This is a genomic window from Lacinutrix sp. Bg11-31 (genome assembly GCF_002831665.1).
In the GTDB taxonomy this organism is placed as follows: Bacteria; Bacteroidota; Bacteroidia; order Flavobacteriales; family Flavobacteriaceae; genus Lacinutrix.
The window spans coordinates 3,586,784-3,608,609 of the sequence record NZ_CP025118.1; the positions used below are offsets into that span (position 1 = coordinate 3,586,784).

A 21,826-nucleotide genomic window follows, 5' to 3' on the forward strand; every position below is an offset into this window, starting at 1 on the left:
AAAAAAGAAGAACCAAATGAACTATAAATCTTTATTAGCAGTCGTATGTGGAGTACTTATCTCTTCTAGCGCATTTGCTCAAGCTAACATTCTAAATGCTAAATCTCCATCTGAGATTGGTGTTAGAACTGAAGAACAAAAAGCTTTAGACAACGATAAACCATTAGAATATGGTTATGTTGATGATAGAGATATTATGTTCGCTAAAATGACTTGGGAAAAAGTAGTTTTAGATGAACGTGTTAATTTCCCATTATACTATCCTGTGGATACTAATAATATTGGAAGTAACAGACGTTCTCTTTACGATGTTTTAACTAAGGCAATCGCTGATGGTAAAATTGAAAACGTTTATAACGATTCTTATTTTTCTGCAAAGCGTACGGCAAAAGAAATGAAAGACATAACAACTAAGATAGATACTCTAGATTACGGTTATGATCAGTTTAATGCTGAAGGTCGTGTTGATCCTGAGTATATTACTAAAACTGAAATTTCTTCTTTTCACGTAAGTGCTTACCTTATAAAAGGACTTTGGTACTTCGATAAGCGTCAAGGTGAATTAAAATATCGTTTATTAGGAATTGCACCTGCAGCTCCAGATGTAAACTTTTTAGATTCTGATGATGCAGCTAATAGCGAACCAAACCCATTATTTTGGGTGTTCTTTCCAGATGCTAGAGAAGTATTACATGAAGCAAAATCTTTCAATGCTAAAAACAGTGCTGTACCATTTTCTTTCGACCATATTTTAAACGCACGTCGTTTTAATTCGGTTATTACAAGAGAAGAAAATGTATTCGGAGACCGTAAAGTTGAAGACTATGTTGCTGAAAATGCATTAATGCAATTGTTAGAATCAGAAAGAATTAAAGAAAAAATTAGAAACTTCGAATTAGATATGTGGTCATACTAATAAGAATATCTTAATATATTTTAAAACGCTCACTTGCAAAAGTGAGCGTTTTTTTATTTGTCATTCAAAACAGAGCGAAGAATATTTAACAAGAAATTCTTTACTCTAATATTTCTTTGTCATTCCTGCGAAGGCAGGAATCCACTTTAATTTTTATATTAGCTATATGAAAGTAGATTACATTATAGTAGGTTGCGGATTAGCAGGAATTGCCTTTTGTGAGCAATTGTTAGCAAACAACAAAACCTTTGTAGTATTCGATAATAACTCTCAGCAATCTTCAACAGTTGCAGGTGGATTATATAATCCTGTTACTTTAAAACGATTTACTCCAGTATGGCATAGTCAAGAACAACTTGCTTTAGCGATACCAATGTATGCTAAAATTGAAAAAAGATTAAATATAAAGTTAGACTATAAAATTCCAGTTAGAAAACGTTTCATGTCTTTAGAGGAACAAAACAATTGGTTTGCAAGGTCGGATCGCGAAGGACTTTCAGATTATATGTCTTTAGATATTCATAAAAACTCTAATACATTTATAAATTCTGAGTTTGGATTTGGTGAAGTTTTAGAAACTGGAAGAATAGATACTAAATTGTTGATTTTAGAATATAAAAAAGACTTAAAAAAAAAGAATCTATTAATTGAAGAATCTATCGGTTATAGCCAAATTCAATTTCAAGATAATTTAATAGAATATAAAGATATTTCTGCAAACCAAATAGTTTTTGCCGAAGGTTATGGTGTTAAAGAGAATCCATTTTTCAATACTTTACCATTAGAAGGTAGTAAAGGAGAATTAGTAAGTATTAAAGCGCCTCAATTGCAATTAGATTACGTTTTAAAGTCAAGCGTTTTTATTATTCCGTTAGGCAATGATATATACAGAATAGGCTCTACTTACGAAAGAACAGACAAAACCAACAACATTACAGCTGAAGCAAAAGAAGCCCTTTTAAACAAGCTAAAAACGATAATAACATGTGATTTTGAGGTAGTAGATCAAGTAGCAGGAATAAGACCAACAGTCAAAGACAGAAGACCTTTAGTTGGTAGACATCCAAAGTATAATAATATATATGTGTTAAATGGTTTAGGTACCAGAGGTGTTATGATTGGGCCTTTTGTAGCAGAACAACTATATAATCACATAGAGAAAAAATCTCCTTTGAACGAAGATCTTGATATAGTTAGATTTGAGAATTGTTAGTTCTTTAGTTTTTTTGCTAAAGATTTATCGTAATTCATAAATAAATTTATCCAGATGTTTCTAGACAACCTAACAATAATAGGATAGAATACAACTTGTGATGCTACAATAGCAATAATAGCAACATTAAGCGAGCTTTTAAAAAACAAATAACTAATAACAAAAGCTGCAACTGCAAAAGCAATACCTACACCATAACTAACATACATAGATCCATAAAAGAAAGAAGGCTCCATTTTATATTTTGTATCACAATTACTACAGCGTTCATGCATACTAAAAAGCGATGTTAAAGCATAAGGGTTTTTATTTGTGTACATAGATTCTTCATGGCATTTTGGGCAAACACCTTTAATTATTCCGTATACTTTAGATCCTTTATTAAACATATAATTTATGTACTTTTGCAGTCGTTAAATAATAATACAAAGTTAAACTATACTGTTTAATTCTGTGTAACATAAGTCACAAATCAATGCTAAATATTCATAATCTATCTATTTCATTTCAAGGAGAATACCTTTTTGAAGACATCACTTTTAAATTAGGAAATGGAGACCGAGTTGGACTTATAGGGAAAAATGGAGCAGGAAAGTCAACCATGCTTAAAATCCTTTCTAAAGAGATGGAGCCAGATTCTGGTCAAATAGCAGGAGATAAAGAGCTGAAAATAGGGTTTTTAAAACAAGACATCGATTTTGTTTTAGGAAGAACAGTTTTAGAGGAATCTTACCAAGCGTTTGTAGAGATTAAAGCATTAGAATCTCAAATGGAGATTATAAACACGCAGCTTGCTGAAAGAACAGATTACGAAAGCGAAGGTTATAATCAAATAATGATTGATTTAAACGAAGCACAACACCAATACGAGATTCTTGGAGGTTACAATTATCAAGGTGAAACCGAAAAAATTCTTCAAGGTTTAGGTTTTAAACGTGAAGATTTTGAAAAATTAACAGACACATTTTCTGGAGGTTGGAGAATGCGAATTGAATTAGCTAAATTATTACTTCAAAATAACGATGTATTGTTACTCGATGAGCCAACAAACCACTTAGATATAGAATCTATTATTTGGTTAGAAGGCTTTTTAAGAAATTATGCAGGAGCAGTAGCAATTGTATCTCACGATAAAATGTTTTTAGATAATGTAACGAATAGAACTATAGAAATTTCTTTAGGACGTATTTACGATTACCCAAAACCATACACTAAATATTTAGTTTTACGTGAAGAATTAAGAACACAACAATTAGCATCTCAAAAAAATCAACAGAAACAGATTGAGCAGACCGAAAAGCTTATAGAAAAGTTTAGAGCAAAAGCATCTAAAGCAACTATGGCGCAATCGCTTATTAAAAAGCTTGATAAAATAGATAGAATAGAGGTAGACGAAGATGATAATAGTGTCATGACTTTAAATTTTCCTGTTTCTATAGTGCCTGGTAAAATAGTAGTAGAAACTAATGCCATTTCTAAAAACTATGGAGAGAATCAAGTCTTATCTAATATCGATTTACTAATTGAGCGTAATGCAAAAACAGCTTTTGTTGGGCAAAACGGTCAAGGTAAATCTACTTTAGCTAAAATTTTAGTTGGTGATATTCAACATGATGGATCTCTTAAATTGGGACATAATGTACAAATAGGATACTTTGCACAAAATCAAGCTGAATATTTAGATGGTAGCAAAACTGTTTTAGATACGATGATTGATGCTGCAAACGAAACCAATAGAAGTAAGGTTCGTGATATTTTAGGATCATTTTTATTCCGTGGATCGGAAGCAGAAAAGTATGTAAGAGTGCTTTCTGGTGGTGAGCGTAACCGTTTAGCTTTAGCTAAATTAATGTTGCAGCCATTTAACGTGCTTATAATGGATGAGCCTACTAACCACTTAGATATAAAGTCTAAAAATGTTTTAAAAGAAGCGCTTCAACGTTTTGAAGGAACGCTAATTTTAGTCTCTCACGATAGAGATTTTCTTCAAGGTTTAACATCTACAGTTTACGAATTTAAAGATGAGAAACTAAAGAAGTATTTAGGAGACATAGATTATTACCTAGACAAACGTCAAGTAGATAACTTACGTGAAGTAGAAAAGCGAACGGTTGTAAAAGAAATACCAAAAGAAAAGAATAAACAATCCTACGAAGACCAGAAGAAAGAAAAATCACTTAATAATAAGTTGAGTAATACTGAATCTAAAATAGGTCAACTAGAAAAAGAAATTAAAGAGATAGATTTAGAACTAGCGATTAACTACGATGAGACAGTTGCTAAGCCTAATTTTTTCGAAAACTATCAAGCAAAAAAGGATCAGCTTGAAAAATTAATGGAGAATTGGGAGGATATTACCTTAAAACTTGAAAAATACAACTAAAGCTTTTTAGGTTTTCTTTAACGTTTATAGATTAAACTATAGTCTAATTTTGCGGTCTTACTATTTAAAACCAGACCAATGCGTAAAATTATACTATCTATTGTTGGCATATTGCTAATAATAGGCTCTTTTCTATTTGCTAAAAAATTAATAGCAGATAAAAATAAACCAAAGCCAGTACAGGCAAAAGTTGTAAAAACAGTATTTATAGATACTGTACAAAATAGTACAATTCCAATAGTAATAGCAGCAAATGGTAAGCTTGAAGCTAAGCGTCGAGTAGAGCTTTATGCAGAGGTTCAAGGCATTTTTAAAACTGGAAGTAAATTATTTAAACCTGGTCAAGAATATAGAGCAGGACAAACGTTAATTAAAATTGACGCAGCAGAATACTACGCAAGTGTACAATCTTCAAAAAGTAACTTGTACAATTCCATAGCTGCAATTATGCCGGATTTACGTTTAGATTTTCCAGATATCTTTGATAAATGGCAAAACTATCTTAATAGTTTCGATTTAAATAAAACAACACCAAAATTACCAGAAATGACTTCCGATAAGGAAAACTACTTCATTACTGGTAGAAGTATCGTGTCTAATTACTACAATGTTAAAACTCAAGAACAACGTTTAGCTAAGTATTATATCTCAGCTCCTTTTTCTGGAATATTAACAGAAGCCTTGGTAACCGAAGGTACTTTAATTAGAAGTGGACAAAAACTTGGAGAGTATATAGATCCTTCAGTTTATGAAATGGAAGTTGCAATTAGTAAAACCTTTGCCAACCTACTTAAGGTAGGAGAAGAAGTTGCTTTAAATAATTTGGATAAAACCGAAAGCTATAAAGGAAAAGTATCTCGTATAAACGGAAGTATAGATCCTACTACACAAACAATTACCGCATACATTGAAGTTAAAAACGCAAGCCTAAAAGAAGGTATGTATTTAGAAGCGAATTTAAATGCAAAAGAAGAAGTTGATGCTATAGAAATAGATAGAAATCTATTACTAGAAAGCCAACAAGTATATGTGGTTAAAGATAGTTTGCTAGATGTAATAGATGTAAAACCTGTTTATTTTTCGGATACAAAAGTGGTTTTAAAAAATGTGCCTAATGGAACCGTTATACTTAAAAAGCCAGTTCCTGGAGCTTATGCTGGAATGCTAGTTAAGCCTTTTGAAGACAAACCAGAAGCTAAAGACCAACAGTAAACATGAGAAAACTTATAGCTTATTTTATTAAGTACCATGTAGCAGTTAATATCTTTATTATTGCTTTCTGTATTTTTGGTTACCTTGGTGTAACATCATTAAAATCATCATTTTTCCCTTTAGTAGATTCTAAAATAATTAACGTAAGCGTTACTTATCCTGGAGCATCACCTCAAGAAATAGAAGAAGGTATTGTACTTCAAATAGAAGATAATTTAAAAGGGTTAAAAGGAATAGACCGTGTAACGTCTGTATCTAGAGAAAACAGTGGAACTATTACTGTAGAAATAGAAAAAGACGAGAATATTGACTTCATGTTACTTGAAGTTAAAAACGCTGTAGATCGTGTGCCTTCTTTTCCATCAGGAATGGAGCCTTTGGTAGTTGCAAAACAAGAAGCGGTTAGAGAGACGATCTCATTTGCTTTAAGTGGAGAAAACATTCCACTTGCTACTTTAAAGCAAATTGGTAGAGATGTAGAAAACGATTTAAGAGCCATAGATGGTATTTCGCAAATAGCAATTTCTGGTTACCCAGCAGAAGAAATTGAAATTGCCGTAAACGAAACAAGTTTACTTGCTTTTAATCTTACATTTAATGAGGTTTCTCAAGCAGTTAGTAGAACTAATATTTTAACAACTGGAGGAACTATAAAAACAGACGCTGAAGAGTATCTTATTAGAGCCAATAACCGTTCGTATTATGGAGATGAACTTTCTAATATAGTCGTTCGTGCTTCAGCCGATGGTAAAGTGATACGTTTAAAAGATGTTGCTATTATTCGTGATCGCTTTTCAGAAACACCAAATGCGACATACTTCAATCAAAAGTTATCAATAAACGTTTCTGTAACAAGTACTAATACCGAAGATTTAATTACTTCGGCAGATAAAGTAAAAGAGTATATAGAAGGTTATAACCAAAAGCATAATAATGTACAATTAGATGTGGTTCGTGATTTATCTAAAACACTAAACCAACGTACAGATCTTTTAACCGAGAATGCGATAGTAGGAATGTTATTGGTATTAATATTTTTATCCTTATTCTTAAATATGCGTTTAGCGTTTTGGGTGGCCTTTGGTTTACCTATTTCGTTTTTAGGAATGTTTATTTTTGCAGGACAGTTTGATGTTACAATAAACGTTTTATCACTTTTCGGAATGATTATCGTTATCGGAATATTAGTAGATGATGGTATTGTTATTGCCGAAAACATCTATCAGCATTACGAAAAAGGAAAATCTCCTGTAGATGCAGCGATTGATGGCACAATGGAAGTAATTCCTCCAGTAGTTTCTGCAATTATAACGACGCTTTTAGCATTTTCATTATTTCTGTTTTTAGATAGTAGAATTGGAGAGTTTTTTGGTGAAGTATCAGTAATTGTTATACTTACTTTAGTAGTTTCTTTAGTAGAAGCATTAATTATCCTTCCAGCGCATTTAGCACATTCTAAAGCTTTAAGAAAGCCTGTTGTAGAAGAGAATCCTTCAAAAATGAAGCAATTCTTTTCTAAAATGAGAGTCATTAATAAGGCTGGAGATAACTTCATGAACTTTTTACGAGATAAAATATATATACCTGCAATTACCTTTGTTTTAAATTTTAAATTACTCTCTTTAGGTGTTTTTGTGGCTTTATTAATTTTAACTTTTGGAGCTATTGGAGGCGGTATTATAGGCGTTACAATGTTTCCATCTGTAGCAAGTGATAGAGTTTCTATAGAGTTGGATATGCCTAATGGTACCAACGAGAAAATTACAGATTCTATTATTTCTATGATTGAAGAAAAATCATTTATAGTTAATAAAGAGTTTACAGAGAAATATTTAAAAGGAACAGATAAGCAATTATTCGAAAACACTATTTTAACAATAAATAGTAGTTCTAGTGCACGATTACAAATTAATATGTTACCTGGTGAAGAACGACCAGATGCTATTAAATCGTCATTAGTAACCAATAGATTAAGAGAATTAGTTGGACCAGTTGTTGGTACAGAGCGTTTAATTTATGGTTCTGGAGGAAACTTTGGTGGAAGCCCTGTTTCTGTATCACTTTTAGGTAATAATATAGAAGAATTAAAAGCAGCTAAAATAGCGCTAAAGCAAGTTTTAGAATCTAATGTTTTACTTAAAGATGTTGAGGATAATGATCCAGCAGGAATTAAAGAAATACGAATAGAACTTAAAGAAAGCGCTTATTTACTAGGCTTAAACTTGAGTACTGTAATGGCACAAGTACGTTCTGGTTTCTTTGGTACACAGGCACAACGTTTTCAAAGAGGACAAGATGAAATTAGAGTTTGGGTACGTTACGATAGAAGTAATAGAGGATCTATTAACGATTTAGACGAAATGCGAATAGTTACACCAACAGGAGAACGTGTTACGCTAAAGGATATCGCTTTTTATACTATTGAAAGAGGAGATGTTGCTATAAATCACTTGGAAGGACAGCGTGAAATTAAAGTTTCGGCAGATTTAAAAGATCCAAATACTAGTACAGCAGATATTTTAGACGATTTAAAAAATATAACAATGGTTGAGTTGAAATCTAAATACCCTACCATTTCTGCATCTTTTGAAGGTCAAAATAGAGAAAAAGATAAGTTAATGAGTTCTTTAGGTAAAGCTGGATGGCCTATTTTATTTCTTATTTATATTGTAATTGCCTTTACTTTTAGAAGTTACAGTCAACCAATTTTGTTAATTTTATTAGTGCCATTTAGTCTAACAGCAGTTGCTTGGGGACACTGGATGCTTGGTTTCTCAGTTAATATATTATCCCTTTTAGGAATCATTGCCTTAATTGGTATTATGGTTAACGATGGTTTGGTACTTATAGGTAAATTTAATTCTAATTTAAAAGAAGGTTTAAAGTTTGATGAAGCGCTTTTAAATGCAGGGAAATCTCGATTTAGAGCTATATTTTTAACTTCTTTAACAACAATAGCAGGTTTAGCACCTTTACTTTTAGAAAAAAGTAGACAAGCACAATTTTTAAAACCAATGGCAATCTCTATTTCCTTTGGTATCGCTTATGCAACCATATTAACATTATTAGTTTTACCATTATTCTTGTCTTTTAGTAATAGTATTAAGCAAAAAGGGAAATGGTTGTATACAGGAAAAGAAGTTACAAAAGAAGAAGTAGAACGCGCTATTAAAGAACAAAATGAAGAGAATGAACATTAAATACAGTTTAGTTTTAGTAATCTTATTTTTTACTTCTTTAGTAAAAGCACAAAGTGTACTTACTCAAGAAGAAGCTGTAAAGTTGGCTTTAGAGAACAACTACGATATTAAAATAGCAAATAATGCAGTTGAAGTAGCAGAGAATAATACTAGTATTCTAAACTCAGGCTATTTGCCAACGCTTACAGGTAGTGCTGGTGCAACATATAATTTAGATAATAACGAATCTGAGTTTTCAGATGGGAGACCAAATACTGTTTTAAACGGAGCCGAAAGCGATAGATATAATGCTTCACTAAGTTTAAATTACACCATTTTCGATGGTCTTGGTAGACAGTATAATTACAAAAGTCTAAAAGAGCAATATCAATTGTCAGAATTGCAAGCTCGCGAAACCATAGAGAATACGGTAATTCAATTATTTTCGGTATATTATAATGTTTCTCAATCATTAGAAAACGTTTCAGCTTTAGAAGAAACATTAAAGATTTCTAAGGATCGATTGGTGAGAGCCGAGTATCAGTTCGAATACGGGCAAAATACTAAGCTAGGTGTTTTAAATGCTGAAGTAGATATTGTAAACGATAGTATAAATCTAATAAATTCGAAACAACAATTAAAGAATTCTAAACGCGATTTAAATGTTGTTCTAGGAGATGTTTTACAAGATGATTTTACTGTAGAAATAGAAGTTGATTTTACATTACAATTTAAAAAAGATAGTTTATTTGAAAAAGCTAAAACAAGAAATATAGCTTTATTACAAACCGAAAAAAACATAGCTATTAGCCAGTTGTCAATTAAATCTAATAGATCTGCTTATCTACCAACACTAGGTTTAGTTGGTACGTATGGTTGGAATAAAAACAATAATAATGCAGTAAGTTTTGTTGCAGTTTCTACAAATACAGGACTGTCTGCCGGTTTAAATTTATCTTGGAATATTTTTGATGGTGGTAGTACAATTACTCGAGTTAGAAATGCTAAAATTAATTTAGAAACACAACAACTACAAAAGGATAATATTTTAATTAGTATTACACGAGAGTTTAATAATGTTTGGGACGATTTCACAAACAAATTAGAGATTTATAACCTTCAAGAAAACAGCATTGTAACTGCTCAAAATAATTTTAATCGTACGCAAGAGAAATATAAAATAGGACAAGTTAATTCTATAGAGTTTAGACAGGCACAGCTTAATTTACTTAATGCTGAGTTGAGTAAAAATCAAGCTAAGTTTTCTGCAAAATTAGCCGAATTAAATTTGTTGCAGTTAAGTGGAGAGTTGCTTAATATTTCTTTTTAATTTACTGTGAGCATGTGTTTTAGTATTGTTTAGTTGTTTTTTAGCGATGTTTTTATATTTTCGATGAAATACATATACCGTTCAACGAAAAAATTTGTAATTAATGGTGTTTTAGTTTAGCTTTACTTCATATTAGTCCCAATAAACTAAACCACAATGAAAAATTTACAACTTACTATAGTTTTTCTTTTTATAACACTGTTAAGTTTTGCTGGAATTTCTAATACAGAAAAAGAAGCATTAGTTGCATTGCATACTTCCACAAATGGAGAGCAATGGACTAAAAAATGGGATTTGAGTGCAGATGTTACTACATGGTATGGTGTAACAATAGAAAATAGTAGAGTTGTTGAACTTAATCTACAATTCAATAACTTAAACGGAACACTTCCTCAGCAAATAGGAAACTTAATAGCTTTAAGAAAAATTAATTTAGGTTTTAATAAACTATCTGGAAATCTACCATCTTCAATATCTAATTTAAAAGGACTAATATCTTTAGAATTGTTTTTAAATAAGTTTGAAGGTACTATTCCTTCGTTTTTAGGAGACCTAAAGAACTTAGAAGTTTTAGCATTATACAGTAATAGCTTTACAGGAACTATTCCAACAGAGCTTGCTACTTTAAATAACTTAAAAGAATTACAATTAGGAAGTAATTTTCTAACAGGTAATATACCAACAGAAATGGGTTTATTATCTAATCTTGAGAAATTAAGTTTAATAGATAACAAGTTAGAAGGGCATATACCTTTAGAGTTAACAGATTTAAAAAATTTAGAAGAACTAATACTTTCTGAAAATAAGTTAACAGGAAATTTACCATTACAATTTAGTCAATTAACCAAGTTAAGTACGTTAATGGTTAGTGATAATAATATGGATATAGAGTATGCTACAGTAGTAGAAGATAGAGCAAGTGTAAAAAACGCTATCGTAACGTTTAATAATACTTATGTAGTAGAAAGAGACTAAAATAGAATCTAAAATATTATAAAAAAGAGCCAGCTTAATAGTTGGCTCTTTTTTATTTTTACATAAAACCATATAATAGTATGTTCGAGCACTTTTTTCAATGCCCTTATTGCTGGGAAACAGTATCAATGTTACTTGATAGTAGTGTTAAAGATCAAACTTATGTAGAGGATTGTGAGGTTTGTTGTAACCCAATTCAACTTTCTCCAAAGTTTTTTGATTCGGAACTAGTTGGTTTTGAAGCCTTAAATATAGAACAGTAATTTTTTGTTAAATAATGCTTGGAATATGTAAAAAGCATTGTATATTTGCAGTCCCAAATAATTTGGTTGGTATTATGAGCCAAAAGTTAAAAGCTAAGAAAATTATTTAGGATTTAAATCGCGGGATAGAGCAGTAGGTAGCTCGTCGGGCTCATAACCCGAAGGTCACTGGTTCGAGTCCAGTTCCCGCTACTAAACAAAGCTTCACAGAAATGTGAGGCTTTTTTTGTGCGTTAGTTATAACATAGCTAGAATTAACTGATGTTTTATTTTAATCTATAATAAGGTTCTTAATATTTTAAATAAGTAGTATTTATTTAATTTTATAATTCTATTGTGTTTAGAATTAAAATTGCTTCAGAATTAAAGTATTACATATTCCTTTATAGCTTTACTTCTTTCTTATTTATAATAAGTCTTTGGTCTACTTTATTTTATGACTAGATACTAATTCAAAACAAAAAGCTCTTCAAATAGAAGAGCTTTTAAATTTCAGAAAGGTTTTTAGAAAATAATTTTACAACTTAATAAGTTTAGTGGTCCAAGTTGCACCTAATTTGTTTTCTATTTGAACTAAATACAATCCTTTTGAAATGTTATCTATATTAAATGCTTTACCTTTATTATAATCGCCTATAAAACTTTTTATTAACTTTCCTGAGACATCATAAATTGAAAGCTTAGAAACATCTTTATTTACAGAAAAAGTTGTTTGTACAGGATTAGGAGATATTTCTAATCCTTTAATTAAATCGTTAGTTTTTATTCCTAACGTTTGCGAATACACATATGCTGTGGTTGGTTTCCAATAAATATTTGAATTTGTAGTTCCATTCCAGTCATCTGCAAGATATATAGAATAGCCTGTAATGTTTTGGTTATTTAGTTGTATGCTATATGTTTCAACTCCATCATTAAGGGAGACTTGCATAGTAGTTGAACTTAGTAATGTGAACTTAAAGTTAAAATCTGTATAAGTTGTAGACCCATTAATTGAAGTTGCATCTATAGCTCCTCCATTAGAAACAACTTCTATTGGAGGATAAGTACCTCCATTACCATTCATATTTACTTGTACAGCATAATTATTGTGCCTATCAGCCCAAGTAGCCGTAGAAGTAGGACTTGATAAAAGCGCAATACCTATTTGTCCATATGCTCTAGTTGCATTAAGTTTAATTGTAAAGCTATCTCCAATTGCCATTGTTGATGGAATTCCTCCTGGTAGTCCAGTTTCGGTGAAATTTCTAAAAGCTACAACTTGTTTATTGTTATTATTAGCCCACATGCCAATGTTCTCCGTACCGTCATCAAACATGTCGGCACCATCTGAAACTATAGTGTAATTTGCTTTTTTTTGTAGATAATTAACAGTTGTTTGAGCATTTAACCCAAATGCACAAACTATTAATAATAGAAAATAATTTTTTTTCATAATGTAGAATTTTAGTTAATAATTAATCGTTTAGAAACTGTTTGATTAAGGTTGCTTAATCTTAATAGATATAGTCCTTGAGAGAAATTTGAGATGTCAAATTTATATTTCGAATCAAAACTCCCTTCAAATGTTTTAACAAGTTTTCCAGTAGTATCGTAAACCAATACTTTATCCAATGGCGTATTTACCTGAAATAATTTTGAAGCAGGATTTGGATACACTGTAGCGTTTAAAAAAGTTTCAAAATTCTTAATAGAAAGTGTTGACTCTTGATTTCCAAATATTTTAAATCCTCCAGCAGGAATATTTATTGTATTAGTAGTGTTTGTAACGTTAATAGTTGTGTTCCCTGTTACATCCATTAAATCGTGCCATGTACCAGTGTAAGGGAAGTTAGGAACTATATCTTGTGCGTTTACATCAAAATTAGCTAAAATCACTACGTTTTTAAGTTGAGTAGAAGGTAGGGCGTCATCCCAAATATATATTTTTGGAGTGATACTATTATCTGCTTGGTTTATAGTATAATTACCTTCAAAAACAGCTTCGTTTACTTTTAAGTAATTTAATCTTGACCAATCGTTATAAATTTGATTTCTGTTAGCATCTATTTCCCAATTATCGACCCATTGCGGTTGTGGTTTGGTATCTAATTTACAATCTCCATCTGTTCCGCTAGGATCATTAACAGTGCCGTTATTACATGTAAATATTGAGTTTTCCATACCTAACTCTCCCAAATGCCAAATCATTTTAGGACCAGGAATAGTTAAACTTACAGCACCTAATGCAGACATTCTTGATAAAGCAGTGTTTAAATCTGTTACATTGTGAGAAGAATTAGTAGCATTACCAAACTGAAGGTTTTTATACATTAAGCGTTCTTCATCATGACTTTCGGCATAACCAACTAATCTAGGAGCATTATAGCCTCTGTTTATATGTCCCATTGCTTCAATACTGTTGTCTGAATTATAGCCCATTGTTAATTGGTTATATGGGTTTGTTAATTTCCCCCAAAGCATAATTCCTTTTGAAACGCCTTCATTGAGTCTGTAATTTGCCCATTCGGTTTCTTCGGTAGCACTACCACCAAAGCCTAAATGTTCAAAAATAACATAATGTGTTGGGTCTAAGTTCCATGAGTAATCTGCATATTGTTTAAGTATAGCAACGCGATCTGCTTGATAAGCATTTGTATTTGTATCACTTTCTTCTGCATTTTGAGTAAATCCTTTTGTTAAATCCCAACGTAATCCGTCTATTTTAAACTCTTCAACCCAATGTTTTACTACGCGTTCAACATAATATTGTGTGAGTGTCGATTGGTGATTAAAATCTGAACCAACACTATAACTGTGCATAGCAGTTGTATTGAAATAAGGGTTTTCTGTACTTGGTTCTCCCCAGCCATCACCATCTGTATCACTCATCCACATTCTGTTCATTGGATTTCTTCCAAAAGCATGGTTTAGTGCAACGTCTAAAATAACAGCAATATTATTTTGATGACATAAATCTACTAACTCTTTTAGTTTAGCCTCTGTACCATAAAACTTATCTAAAGCCATATGGAAAGAGGTGTTATATCCCCAACTCTCATTGCCTTCAAATTCCATTATTGGCATTAATTGAATAGCGTTAATATTAAGGTTTTTAAAATAATCTATTTTGTCTATTATGTCTTGAAAGTTTCTATCGGCATCAAAATCTCTAATTAAAACCTCGTAGATTACTAAATCTTCTTTTTTTTGCTTATTGAAATTTGTAACTACCCATGGATAATCTGTTTGTCCTGTTTGTAAAACTGTTACTTCACGTTCTTGCTCTGAAGGATAAGTTGGCATGTTTGGATAAGTGGCTGCAGGAATATAAGGATCGTCAAAAGGAGATAGTACTAATGTTGAAAATGGATCTGCGGTTTTAACCATTGTAGGCGAATTTGCTATAGGCGACTGGTCTACAACCCAATATTGATACGTTTCAATTTGATTAGGTGTTAAACCTGTAAGTTCTAACCAAAATTTATCTGATGAGGTATCTTTTTTCATGGCATACGTAGCATCTGGATTCCAGTTGTTAAAACTTCCTGCTACATAAACAAAATCTTTATTTGGCGCTTCTAAAACAAGAGTAGCTGTTGTATTACTGGTATAGTTTATTCCATTTTCTAAACCACTAGGTAAAGCTTGGCTTTGTGTATTGTTTACTAATATGTTAAAATGTTTTGTAACCGATGTGCTTCCTTGTGTTACTATTAATTCGCAATTTTGGTTTTCAGTAATATTAGAAAAGAAATAACTATAGAAATTAGTTGTTGCCGTGTTAATAGGTATTCCGTTTGCATTTAATTGGTAAGTAGCATTTCCGTTTGTATTTTGAGCTAGTATTTGTGTTCCGCTACCAGAGTCTACCACTACTGTACTATTATTAGCATTAGGATTTATCATAGTTACTTGAAACGAGCCTACTGCTATTTGTAAATCTGTACTTTGTTGGCTGCCATTTGCACTACGTAATACAATATTAATTGCGGTTATTGAGCCAGTATTGCTATAGTTATAAAAGTTTCTAATTGTTGATGTTAAATCTAGTTTATATATATTTCCAGATACTAGAGTTAAAGCTGGTTGTGTAGTATTATTTCCCCAACTACCAATAACGTTTTGCCAGTCTGTACCGTCATCTATAGTAACTCCTGTATGCGCATAAATAGTTCCAGTATATGAATCTAGACCAGTTCCAGTTTTATCGAATAATAAAGTAGCAGCGTCTGTTTCTTCTGGTGTTGTTCCTCCTTGCCAAGATATTTGAGCATAGGTGTTTAATACACTTAGAAATAAGACTAAAGATAGTATTTTCTTCATTTTTATATTTTTTTAGCGTGAAAAAAGTTTTCGAATTTATTAAACAAAAAAGCCTATTTAGTTGTGAATTATAAATAGGCTTTTTTTATTTAGTTGAATTATTTGTTTAAGGTATTAACTCTAATGTATAGGTTTGATTAAACAAATCCATAGTAATTTTGTATTTACCTTCCACAGTAATATCTATGTTATCTCCACCTGCTTCTAAAGTTCCATCGACTCCAGTGTCTCCATAATTTACTCCCCAATCATTGTTTAGTCTGAACTTTATTTGACCATTGATCAAGTCTACATAGGTTACATAAATATCATTACCAGCTGGATATAATGTCCAATCTGGACCATCCCAAGCATTAGGAGTTGCGTCTCCAACCAATCCCCAAATATCTTCAGTAGAAGATTCAAGAGTATAGGTAAGATTGTTTAAATTCATTGTAATATAGTAAGTGCCTGCTGTTACAACTATATTATCTCCGCCACCTTCTAAAGTACCATCGACTCCTGTATCTCCATAATTAACAGTCCAATCGTTGTTTTCTCTAAACTTAATTTCACCATCGATTAAATGTACATAAGCAGCAAAAACATTATCTATATCTGTTTTGTAAAAAGGAACATCTAGTCCACCCCAACCATTTGGAGTAGCATCTCCTACAATTCCCCAAGTAGTACTTATATCAGATAGTGCAGGATAAGGTGTTACTGTTAAATCTACTGCTTCAGAATAAATACTATTAACGCTACTTAACACAACTTCAATTTTAAGTTTTACTTGAGCCTCTTCATTAGGGGCTAACTCTAGTGTAATTAAAAGTGCGTTTAATTGTTGAGCAGTAAAAACCTTTTGAAAAGGTATGTTTGCTGTTGCGCTTTGTGGAGATGAAAAATCGCCATCTATAGTATCTATTAGTACTTTATAAGAAATAGGAGCAGCATTAAAACCATAATCTGGATCTGTCCAGGTTACTGTAAGTGCATCAAGACCTGAATTAGCTTCGGTTAAAACTACCGTGTTTTCTGAAAGCGTTATTTCTGGAACTCCATTACTGTTTATTTCTGTTATTTCAGTATCATCACAACTCACAAATAGTGTTGTAATAAACAAAGAAAGAATTGATTTATATATTATATTTTTCATTTTAATAGTTATTAATACCCTTCATTTTGAGAAAGGTTAGGGTTAACTGTTATGATACTTGTAGGTAAAGGAAATAAGTTTCTATAACCTGCTACAGAAGTTCCTTGAGGATCATTTCCTTTATAAGGCCATAAGTAAGAATTTGTTGTAAAGTAATTATAGCGTATTAAATCGGTACGTCTTTGTCCTTCCCAATACAATTCTTTTGATCTTTCATCAAGGATAAAATCTAAGGTAACATCTCCACTAGAAACGTTTGCATTAGTTCCACCAGTTCCTCTTTCAATTAATTCATTAATTTTAGTGGTTGCGAAACTTAAATCACCACCGCCACCACCTCTAACAGTAGCTTCAGCATAGTTTAAGTAAATTTCAGCTAAACGAATTAATGGAAGATCTGTGTCTACAAAATCACCAGCAGTATCGACACCTTGGTTACCATTACTGTCTATGTTTTTAAATTTAGTAACAGCGTACCCTTCAGTAAATTCTGAAATATCTTCAATTTCTAAATTCTGACCATCTGCATAAAACATTGCACGTTGATCGCTAGTAGGAGTAAAAGGAATGATAGAGTAGGTAAGTGCATCTAAATTTAAAATAATTTGATACGTTCCAGCAGTAACAGGAATATTTTCTCCACCAGCTTCTAATGAGCCATCTGTTAAGTCATCACCATAATTGTTTCCCCAATCTTCATTAAATCTGAATTTTAGAAAGCCATCTGTAAGTGTTGTATATAATGTAAATTGGTTTGTTCCTGTTTCGTACATTTCTGTATCTGGTCCTCCCCATCCATTTGGTGTTCCATCTCCTACAATTCCCCAATCTGATTGTGTGCCTAAAGCAATATTTAAATCGTTAAGACTTAATTCTGGAAATTTCTCTACTAAGCTTTTAGTGGTTCTTAAACCTCCCCAGCCACCATTTACACCAAATTCTGTTGCATCCATGGATCCACCAATAGCAGCATGTACTAAAAATGTAGTACCACCATAAGTTTGAGATCTAAGACCGTCGAAATTTAACGCAAAAATAAATTCGTTTTGAGCACCATTGGTGTCATTATCTGCAAGAAATAATTCATCATAAGCAGTTCCGTTTCCATTAGCATCATTTGTATTTAAAGAATATGTAGAGTTTATAACATTGTTTGAGTAGGTAACACAATCTGTGTAACGTGCTGTTCCTGTCCAAACTTGAGCATTTAAATATAATTTTGATAATAGAGCCCAAGCTGCAACTTCGTCAACTCTTCCATATTCATTAGCTCCACTAGATTTTAAGCTGTTTTGGATTTCTAATAACTCTGTCTCAACAAAATTAAATAACTCTATTCTTGAAGCTTGCTGTGGTAAGTCTGTAGATACAGATGTAACTAGAGGTACATTACCATATAAATCTATTAAATTATAGTATGCAAATGCTCTTAAAAAACGAGCTTCGGCAATAAAATATTGCACTTCTGAATCTGCTAATGCACTAGCGTTTTCTATAAATGAATTGCAGAAAGATACCTCTTGAGCTAATCTAAAATACATCGCTTCGGTAAAATCGTTACTTCCAGACCAATATTGACCGTGTAAATCTGGTAAACCTGCATCTCCCCAACCTACAACAGCATGATCTGTTGTTAATTCATTTAAATTAAATAACATTCTAGAATATTGCGAAAAACCTTCATCAATATCGGCAATATCTGCTTGTCCAGCAGGTCCTTGTTGTCCTGTTAATGCTAAACTTGCATATAATTTTGCTAAAGCACCTTGTGCTTCAGTTGCGTTTGTAAAAACGTCTTCTTCAGTAAAACTATCTGGATCAATTGGTGATTGATCTAGATCGTCATGACAAGATACTAGTCCTATAGACAATGCCATGATTACCATTAAATGTTTAAGTTCTTTTTTCATTTTTCTTTTATTAATTAAAAATCAATGTTTACTCCCATGACAAATGATCTAGGTCTTGGATAAAAATTATTATCTATTCCTAAATTTATTTCTGGATCTAAGCCTTCGTAATCTGTTATTGTTAACACGTTTTGTAAAGATCCGTAGAATCTAAACGTTGTGTTTTTTACTTTATCTAAAGTATAACCAATGGTGATATTATCTATTTTAAAGAAAGACGCTTCTTGCACAAAGTGATCACTTAATGCTGTTCTATCGCTAATTACAGTAAAGCCACTATTATAATAATCTGAATGAATATTAGATAGAATACTATTGTTAGTTGCATTTGCTAAAATGCCTCTACTAGCTTCAACGTCGTTATACATATAGTTACCTAAGCTAGCTCTAGATTGTAAAGAGAAATCCCAATTTTTATAGCTTACATTAGTATTAAATCCCATTAGTATATCTCCAAATGGATCTTCATTAATGTACTTATCGTCTTCATTTATAATATCATCTCCATTTCTATCTACAAATACACCTTCTAATGGCGCTCCTGATGCGCTATAAACTTGCTCATAAACATAAAAACTGTTTGCAGATTCTCCTTCCCTGTGTACTTGAACGTTGTTACCAACACCTGTTGAAATACCACCTTGAGGTTGATCTACAGATAATTTAGTAATTTCATTATCATTTAAAGCAATATTGTAATTAACAGACCATTCAAAATTATCTGTTTTAAAAGGTATTAGGTTTAAGTTAAATTCTAAACCTTTATTTTCCATGTTACCAATGTTTGCATTAATTCTGTTCCCAAAGTTTGTAAAAGGATCAACTAATGAGCTAGCAATAAGATCGTTTGTTTCTTTTTTATAAGCATTTATAGAACCTGAAACACGCCTGTTTAGGAACGCATAATCTACACCAATATTAAAAGTTCTTCCAATTTCCCAACGTAAGTCTTTGTTAATAGGTTCTGGTCTATAAGTTTGGTAAAAGCTATTACCAAATTGGTAGTTTGCTGTATCTGTACTCCCTTGGTATCTTGTTAAAAATTGGTAGTCTCCTAAGCCATTAATGTTTCCTACTTCACCATAACCTACACGTAATTTTAATTCGTTAAAGAATGATTCTTGCATAAAATCTTCTTTATGTATACTCCATGCAGCAGCTACAGAAGGAAAAATTCCCCAACGGTCGTCTGGATTTAATTTTGAAGAAGCATCAGCTCTTACAGAAGCTGTTAAATAGTATTTACCATCGTAATCGTAGTTAGCTCTACTAAAATAAGATAATAAAACGTTTTTAGATTTATCAATAAATTCAAATTGATTACCATCTTCTTCTGCTTCACTATCATAACTAAAGTTGTCGTATTCAAAAGATTGATAAGCATGACCTGCTGCAACTGTTAAATTATGGACATCTTTAAAAGATTTTTTATAAGTAAGGTAAGCATCAAAAATTTTATTGTCAGAATTTTGAATGTAACTAGCTCTTGCTCCATTAAATGTTGGGTCAGAAGTTGGAATAAATTCTGAAGTAATTGTTCTTCCATGACTATTTGAAGTATCAAAACCTACGTTAATTGTAGCTGTTAAGTTTTCAAATCCATGAATTTTATAATCTAATTTTACATTTCCTACAAATCGTCTAACTTCAGCAGTATCATCTTTTAAATCTAATAAAGCTAATGGGTTACTTGGAGCTAGGTTGTTTTGGTTTCCAGTTCCTGAGTCTAACCAAGCAAAATAACCAGAGTATTGAGAACTAGGATCGTATATTGATTGTGTAGGGTCAAAACTTACAGCACTACCAATAGCACCTCTGTCTGCAAAAGTATTTTCAGTATACATTGCTCTTGCATTTAATTCAATATTTAAATGGTCGTCTAATAAACTAGGTGTTAAACTTAAAGAACCAGTAGTACGTTGTAAATTATCAGTCTTTAATATTCCTCCATGTTCAGAATAACCAATTGATGCTCTCATTGGCACGCCATATACACTACCTAAAGCACTAAAGTTATGGTCTTGCCCAAATGCTGTTCTGTATATTTCGTCTTGCCAATTAGTATTAGCATTACCTAATAAAGCTATTTCTGCAGGTGTGCCAATATCATTTATTAGCGTTCTAAATTGGTTTGAAGATAAAACATCAATTTCATCAACAGGGCTATAAACAGTAGTTTGAGAACTAATACTAAATTTGAAGTCTTTGTTTTTTCCTTTTTTGGTTGTAATTAAAATTACACCATTTGCACCTCTAGAACCATAAATAGCAGTAGAAGAAGCATCTTTTAAAACTACAAACGTTTCTATATCATTAGGATTAATAAAGTTTAACGGATTTCTAGATCCTCCAACACCTCCATTATCTAATGGAATTCCATCGACTACAAATAAGGGTTGAGATGTTAAAGATAAAGATCCTGCACCACGTATATTTATACTTTGTCCATCTCCAGGAGCACCACTACCAGAAGTTACATTTACACCTGCAACTTTACCACTTATAAGTGCTTGTGCAGATACAATTGGGCCTTTGTTAAAGTCTTCGCTAGTTAATAAATCTGTAGTACCAGTTAAATCTTCTTTTTTAACACTACCATAACCTATAATAACCACCTCGTCTAATTGGGCAGTATCTTCAATTAAAGCAATATTAATGCTAGTTTGATCAGAGTATGTTACCTCTTGGGTAACGTAACCTACAAAAGAGAACTCTAAAAGGTCTCCATTATTAGCAGTAATTCGATATTTCCCATCAAAATCTGTAGAGGCTCCTTGTTTTGTGCCTTTTACAATCACATTGACTCCTGGTAGAGGTGATGATGAGGATTGTTCTGTAACTATTCCACTTACCGAATTTTGCGCAAGCAAAAATGTTGGTAATACCAAAATGGCGAACAGTAAACTATTAAAAATTGTTTTCATATAATACTATTAAGTTAGTTTTTAATACATACCTATATTTTACTTCTCGATGATAAATCTATGTAAATAAAATGTTAA

14 protein-coding genes and 1 tRNA gene are annotated in these 21,826 nt (G+C 31.7%); 9 read left to right on the forward strand and 6 right to left on the reverse strand.

The genetic code is table 11. The features are described 5' to 3' along the window. Positions 1 to 16: 16 nt before the first annotated feature. Both gldN and CW733_RS16050 read left to right on the forward strand, forming a co-directional pair. Positions 17 to 916 (forward strand): gliding motility protein GldN, encoded by a 900-nt coding sequence (gldN, locus tag CW733_RS16045; protein WP_100998483.1) that lies wholly within the window; start codon positions 17 to 19, stop codon positions 914 to 916. Between the two features lie 166 nt (positions 917 to 1,082). Then, positions 1,083 to 2,129, forward strand: coding sequence for an FAD-binding oxidoreductase (locus tag CW733_RS16050; protein WP_100998484.1), 1,047 nt, complete (start codon positions 1,083 to 1,085; stop codon positions 2,127 to 2,129). Here the strand turns inward: CW733_RS16050 and CW733_RS16055 are convergent. After that, positions 2,126 to 2,518, reverse strand: a complete 393-nt coding sequence (locus tag CW733_RS16055) for a DUF983 domain-containing protein (RefSeq protein ID WP_100998486.1) — start codon at positions 2,516 to 2,518, stop codon at positions 2,126 to 2,128. The genes CW733_RS16050 and CW733_RS16055 overlap by 4 nt on opposite strands. Positions 2,519 to 2,604: 86 nt before the next feature. Between CW733_RS16055 and CW733_RS16060 the strand changes: the two genes are divergently transcribed. The 7 genes from CW733_RS16060 (at position 2,605) to CW733_RS16090 (ending at position 11,663) form a co-directional block, all read left to right on the forward strand. Continuing rightward, positions 2,605 to 4,512 carry an ABC-F family ATP-binding cassette domain-containing protein gene (locus CW733_RS16060; RefSeq protein ID WP_100998488.1) on the forward strand — a complete coding sequence of 636 codons (1,908 nt, stop codon included), beginning with the start codon at positions 2,605 to 2,607 and terminating at the stop codon, positions 4,510 to 4,512. Positions 4,513 to 4,590: 78 nt separating this feature from the next. Then, positions 4,591 to 5,724, forward strand: coding sequence for an efflux RND transporter periplasmic adaptor subunit (locus CW733_RS16065; RefSeq protein ID WP_100998490.1), 1,134 nt, complete (start codon positions 4,591 to 4,593; stop codon positions 5,722 to 5,724). A gap of 2 nt (positions 5,725 to 5,726) precedes the next feature. Further along, the gene (locus CW733_RS16070; RefSeq protein WP_100998491.1) at positions 5,727 to 8,924 is read left to right on the forward strand and encodes an efflux RND transporter permease subunit; all 3,198 of its coding nucleotides are present in this window, start codon (positions 5,727 to 5,729) and stop codon (positions 8,922 to 8,924) included. Then, a complete protein-coding gene (locus CW733_RS16075) occupies positions 8,914 to 10,233 on the forward strand; it encodes a TolC family protein (RefSeq protein ID WP_100998492.1) in 1,320 nt (439 codons plus the stop codon). The genes CW733_RS16070 and CW733_RS16075 overlap by 11 nt, the downstream gene beginning before the upstream one ends. Positions 10,234 to 10,389: 156 nt before the next feature. Continuing rightward, a complete protein-coding gene (locus CW733_RS16080) occupies positions 10,390 to 11,208 on the forward strand; it encodes a Two component regulator three Y domain protein (protein WP_100998494.1) in 819 nt (272 codons plus the stop codon). A gap of 80 nt (positions 11,209 to 11,288) precedes the next feature. After that, entirely contained in the window at positions 11,289 to 11,471 is a 183-nt protein-coding gene (locus CW733_RS16085) for a CPXCG motif-containing cysteine-rich protein (RefSeq protein WP_100998495.1), read from the forward strand. Positions 11,472 to 11,590: 119 nt separating this feature from the next. Beyond that, positions 11,591 to 11,663 (forward strand) — tRNA-Met (locus tag CW733_RS16090). Positions 11,664 to 11,988: 325 nt separating this feature from the next. Here the strand turns inward: CW733_RS16090 and CW733_RS16095 are convergent. From CW733_RS16095 to CW733_RS16115, 5 genes are all read right to left on the reverse strand, one after another. Beyond that, positions 11,989 to 12,906 (reverse strand): T9SS type A sorting domain-containing protein, encoded by a 918-nt coding sequence (locus CW733_RS16095; protein WP_100998497.1) that lies wholly within the window; start codon positions 12,904 to 12,906, stop codon positions 11,989 to 11,991. A gap of 11 nt (positions 12,907 to 12,917) precedes the next feature. Beyond that, complete coding sequence (locus CW733_RS16100) at positions 12,918 to 15,776, reverse strand: alpha-amylase family glycosyl hydrolase (protein ID WP_100998498.1); 2,859 nt, start codon at positions 15,774 to 15,776, stop codon at positions 12,918 to 12,920. 106 nt (positions 15,777 to 15,882) lie between these two features. Beyond that, positions 15,883 to 16,914, reverse strand: a complete 1,032-nt coding sequence (locus CW733_RS16105) for a SusE domain-containing protein (RefSeq protein WP_232730375.1) — start codon at positions 16,912 to 16,914, stop codon at positions 15,883 to 15,885. An 11-nt stretch (positions 16,915 to 16,925) separates the two neighbouring features. Then, entirely contained in the window at positions 16,926 to 18,824 is a 1,899-nt protein-coding gene (locus CW733_RS16110; protein ID WP_100998500.1) for a RagB/SusD family nutrient uptake outer membrane protein, read from the reverse strand. A 14-nt stretch (positions 18,825 to 18,838) separates the two neighbouring features. Then, positions 18,839 to 21,748, reverse strand: coding sequence for a TonB-dependent receptor (locus tag CW733_RS16115; RefSeq protein ID WP_100998502.1), 2,910 nt, complete (start codon positions 21,746 to 21,748; stop codon positions 18,839 to 18,841). Between the last annotated feature and the right edge of the window lie 78 nt (positions 21,749 to 21,826).

Bases quoted from the DNA above. Each gene is read 5' to 3' on its own strand.
- CW733_RS16050 (WP_100998484.1), top strand. From the start codon at position 1,083: ATGAAAGTAGATTACATTATAGTAGGTTGCGGATTAGCAGGAATTGCC.
- CW733_RS16110 (WP_100998500.1), bottom strand. From the start codon at position 18,824: ATGAAAAAAGAACTTAAACATTTAATGGTAATCATGGCATTGTCTATA.
- CW733_RS16070 (WP_100998491.1), top strand. From the start codon at position 5,727: ATGAGAAAACTTATAGCTTATTTTATTAAGTACCATGTAGCAGTTAAT.
- CW733_RS16105 (WP_232730375.1), bottom strand. From the start codon at position 16,914: ATGAAAAATATAATATATAAATCAATTCTTTCTTTGTTTATTACAACA.
- CW733_RS16075 (WP_100998492.1), top strand. From the start codon at position 8,914: ATGAACATTAAATACAGTTTAGTTTTAGTAATCTTATTTTTTACTTCT.
- CW733_RS16055 (WP_100998486.1), bottom strand. From the start codon at position 2,518: ATGTTTAATAAAGGATCTAAAGTATACGGAATAATTAAAGGTGTTTGC.
- CW733_RS16085 (WP_100998495.1), top strand. From the start codon at position 11,289: ATGTTCGAGCACTTTTTTCAATGCCCTTATTGCTGGGAAACAGTATCA.
- CW733_RS16100 (WP_100998498.1), bottom strand. From the start codon at position 15,776: ATGAAGAAAATACTATCTTTAGTCTTATTTCTAAGTGTATTAAACACC.
- CW733_RS16065 (WP_100998490.1), top strand. From the start codon at position 4,591: ATGCGTAAAATTATACTATCTATTGTTGGCATATTGCTAATAATAGGC.
- CW733_RS16115 (WP_100998502.1), bottom strand. From the start codon at position 21,748: ATGAAAACAATTTTTAATAGTTTACTGTTCGCCATTTTGGTATTACCA.
- CW733_RS16095 (WP_100998497.1), bottom strand. From the start codon at position 12,906: ATGAAAAAAAATTATTTTCTATTATTAATAGTTTGTGCATTTGGGTTA.
- CW733_RS16080 (WP_100998494.1), top strand. From the start codon at position 10,390: ATGAAAAATTTACAACTTACTATAGTTTTTCTTTTTATAACACTGTTA.
- gldN (WP_100998483.1), top strand. From the start codon at position 17: ATGAACTATAAATCTTTATTAGCAGTCGTATGTGGAGTACTTATCTCT.
- CW733_RS16060 (WP_100998488.1), top strand. From the start codon at position 2,605: ATGCTAAATATTCATAATCTATCTATTTCATTTCAAGGAGAATACCTT.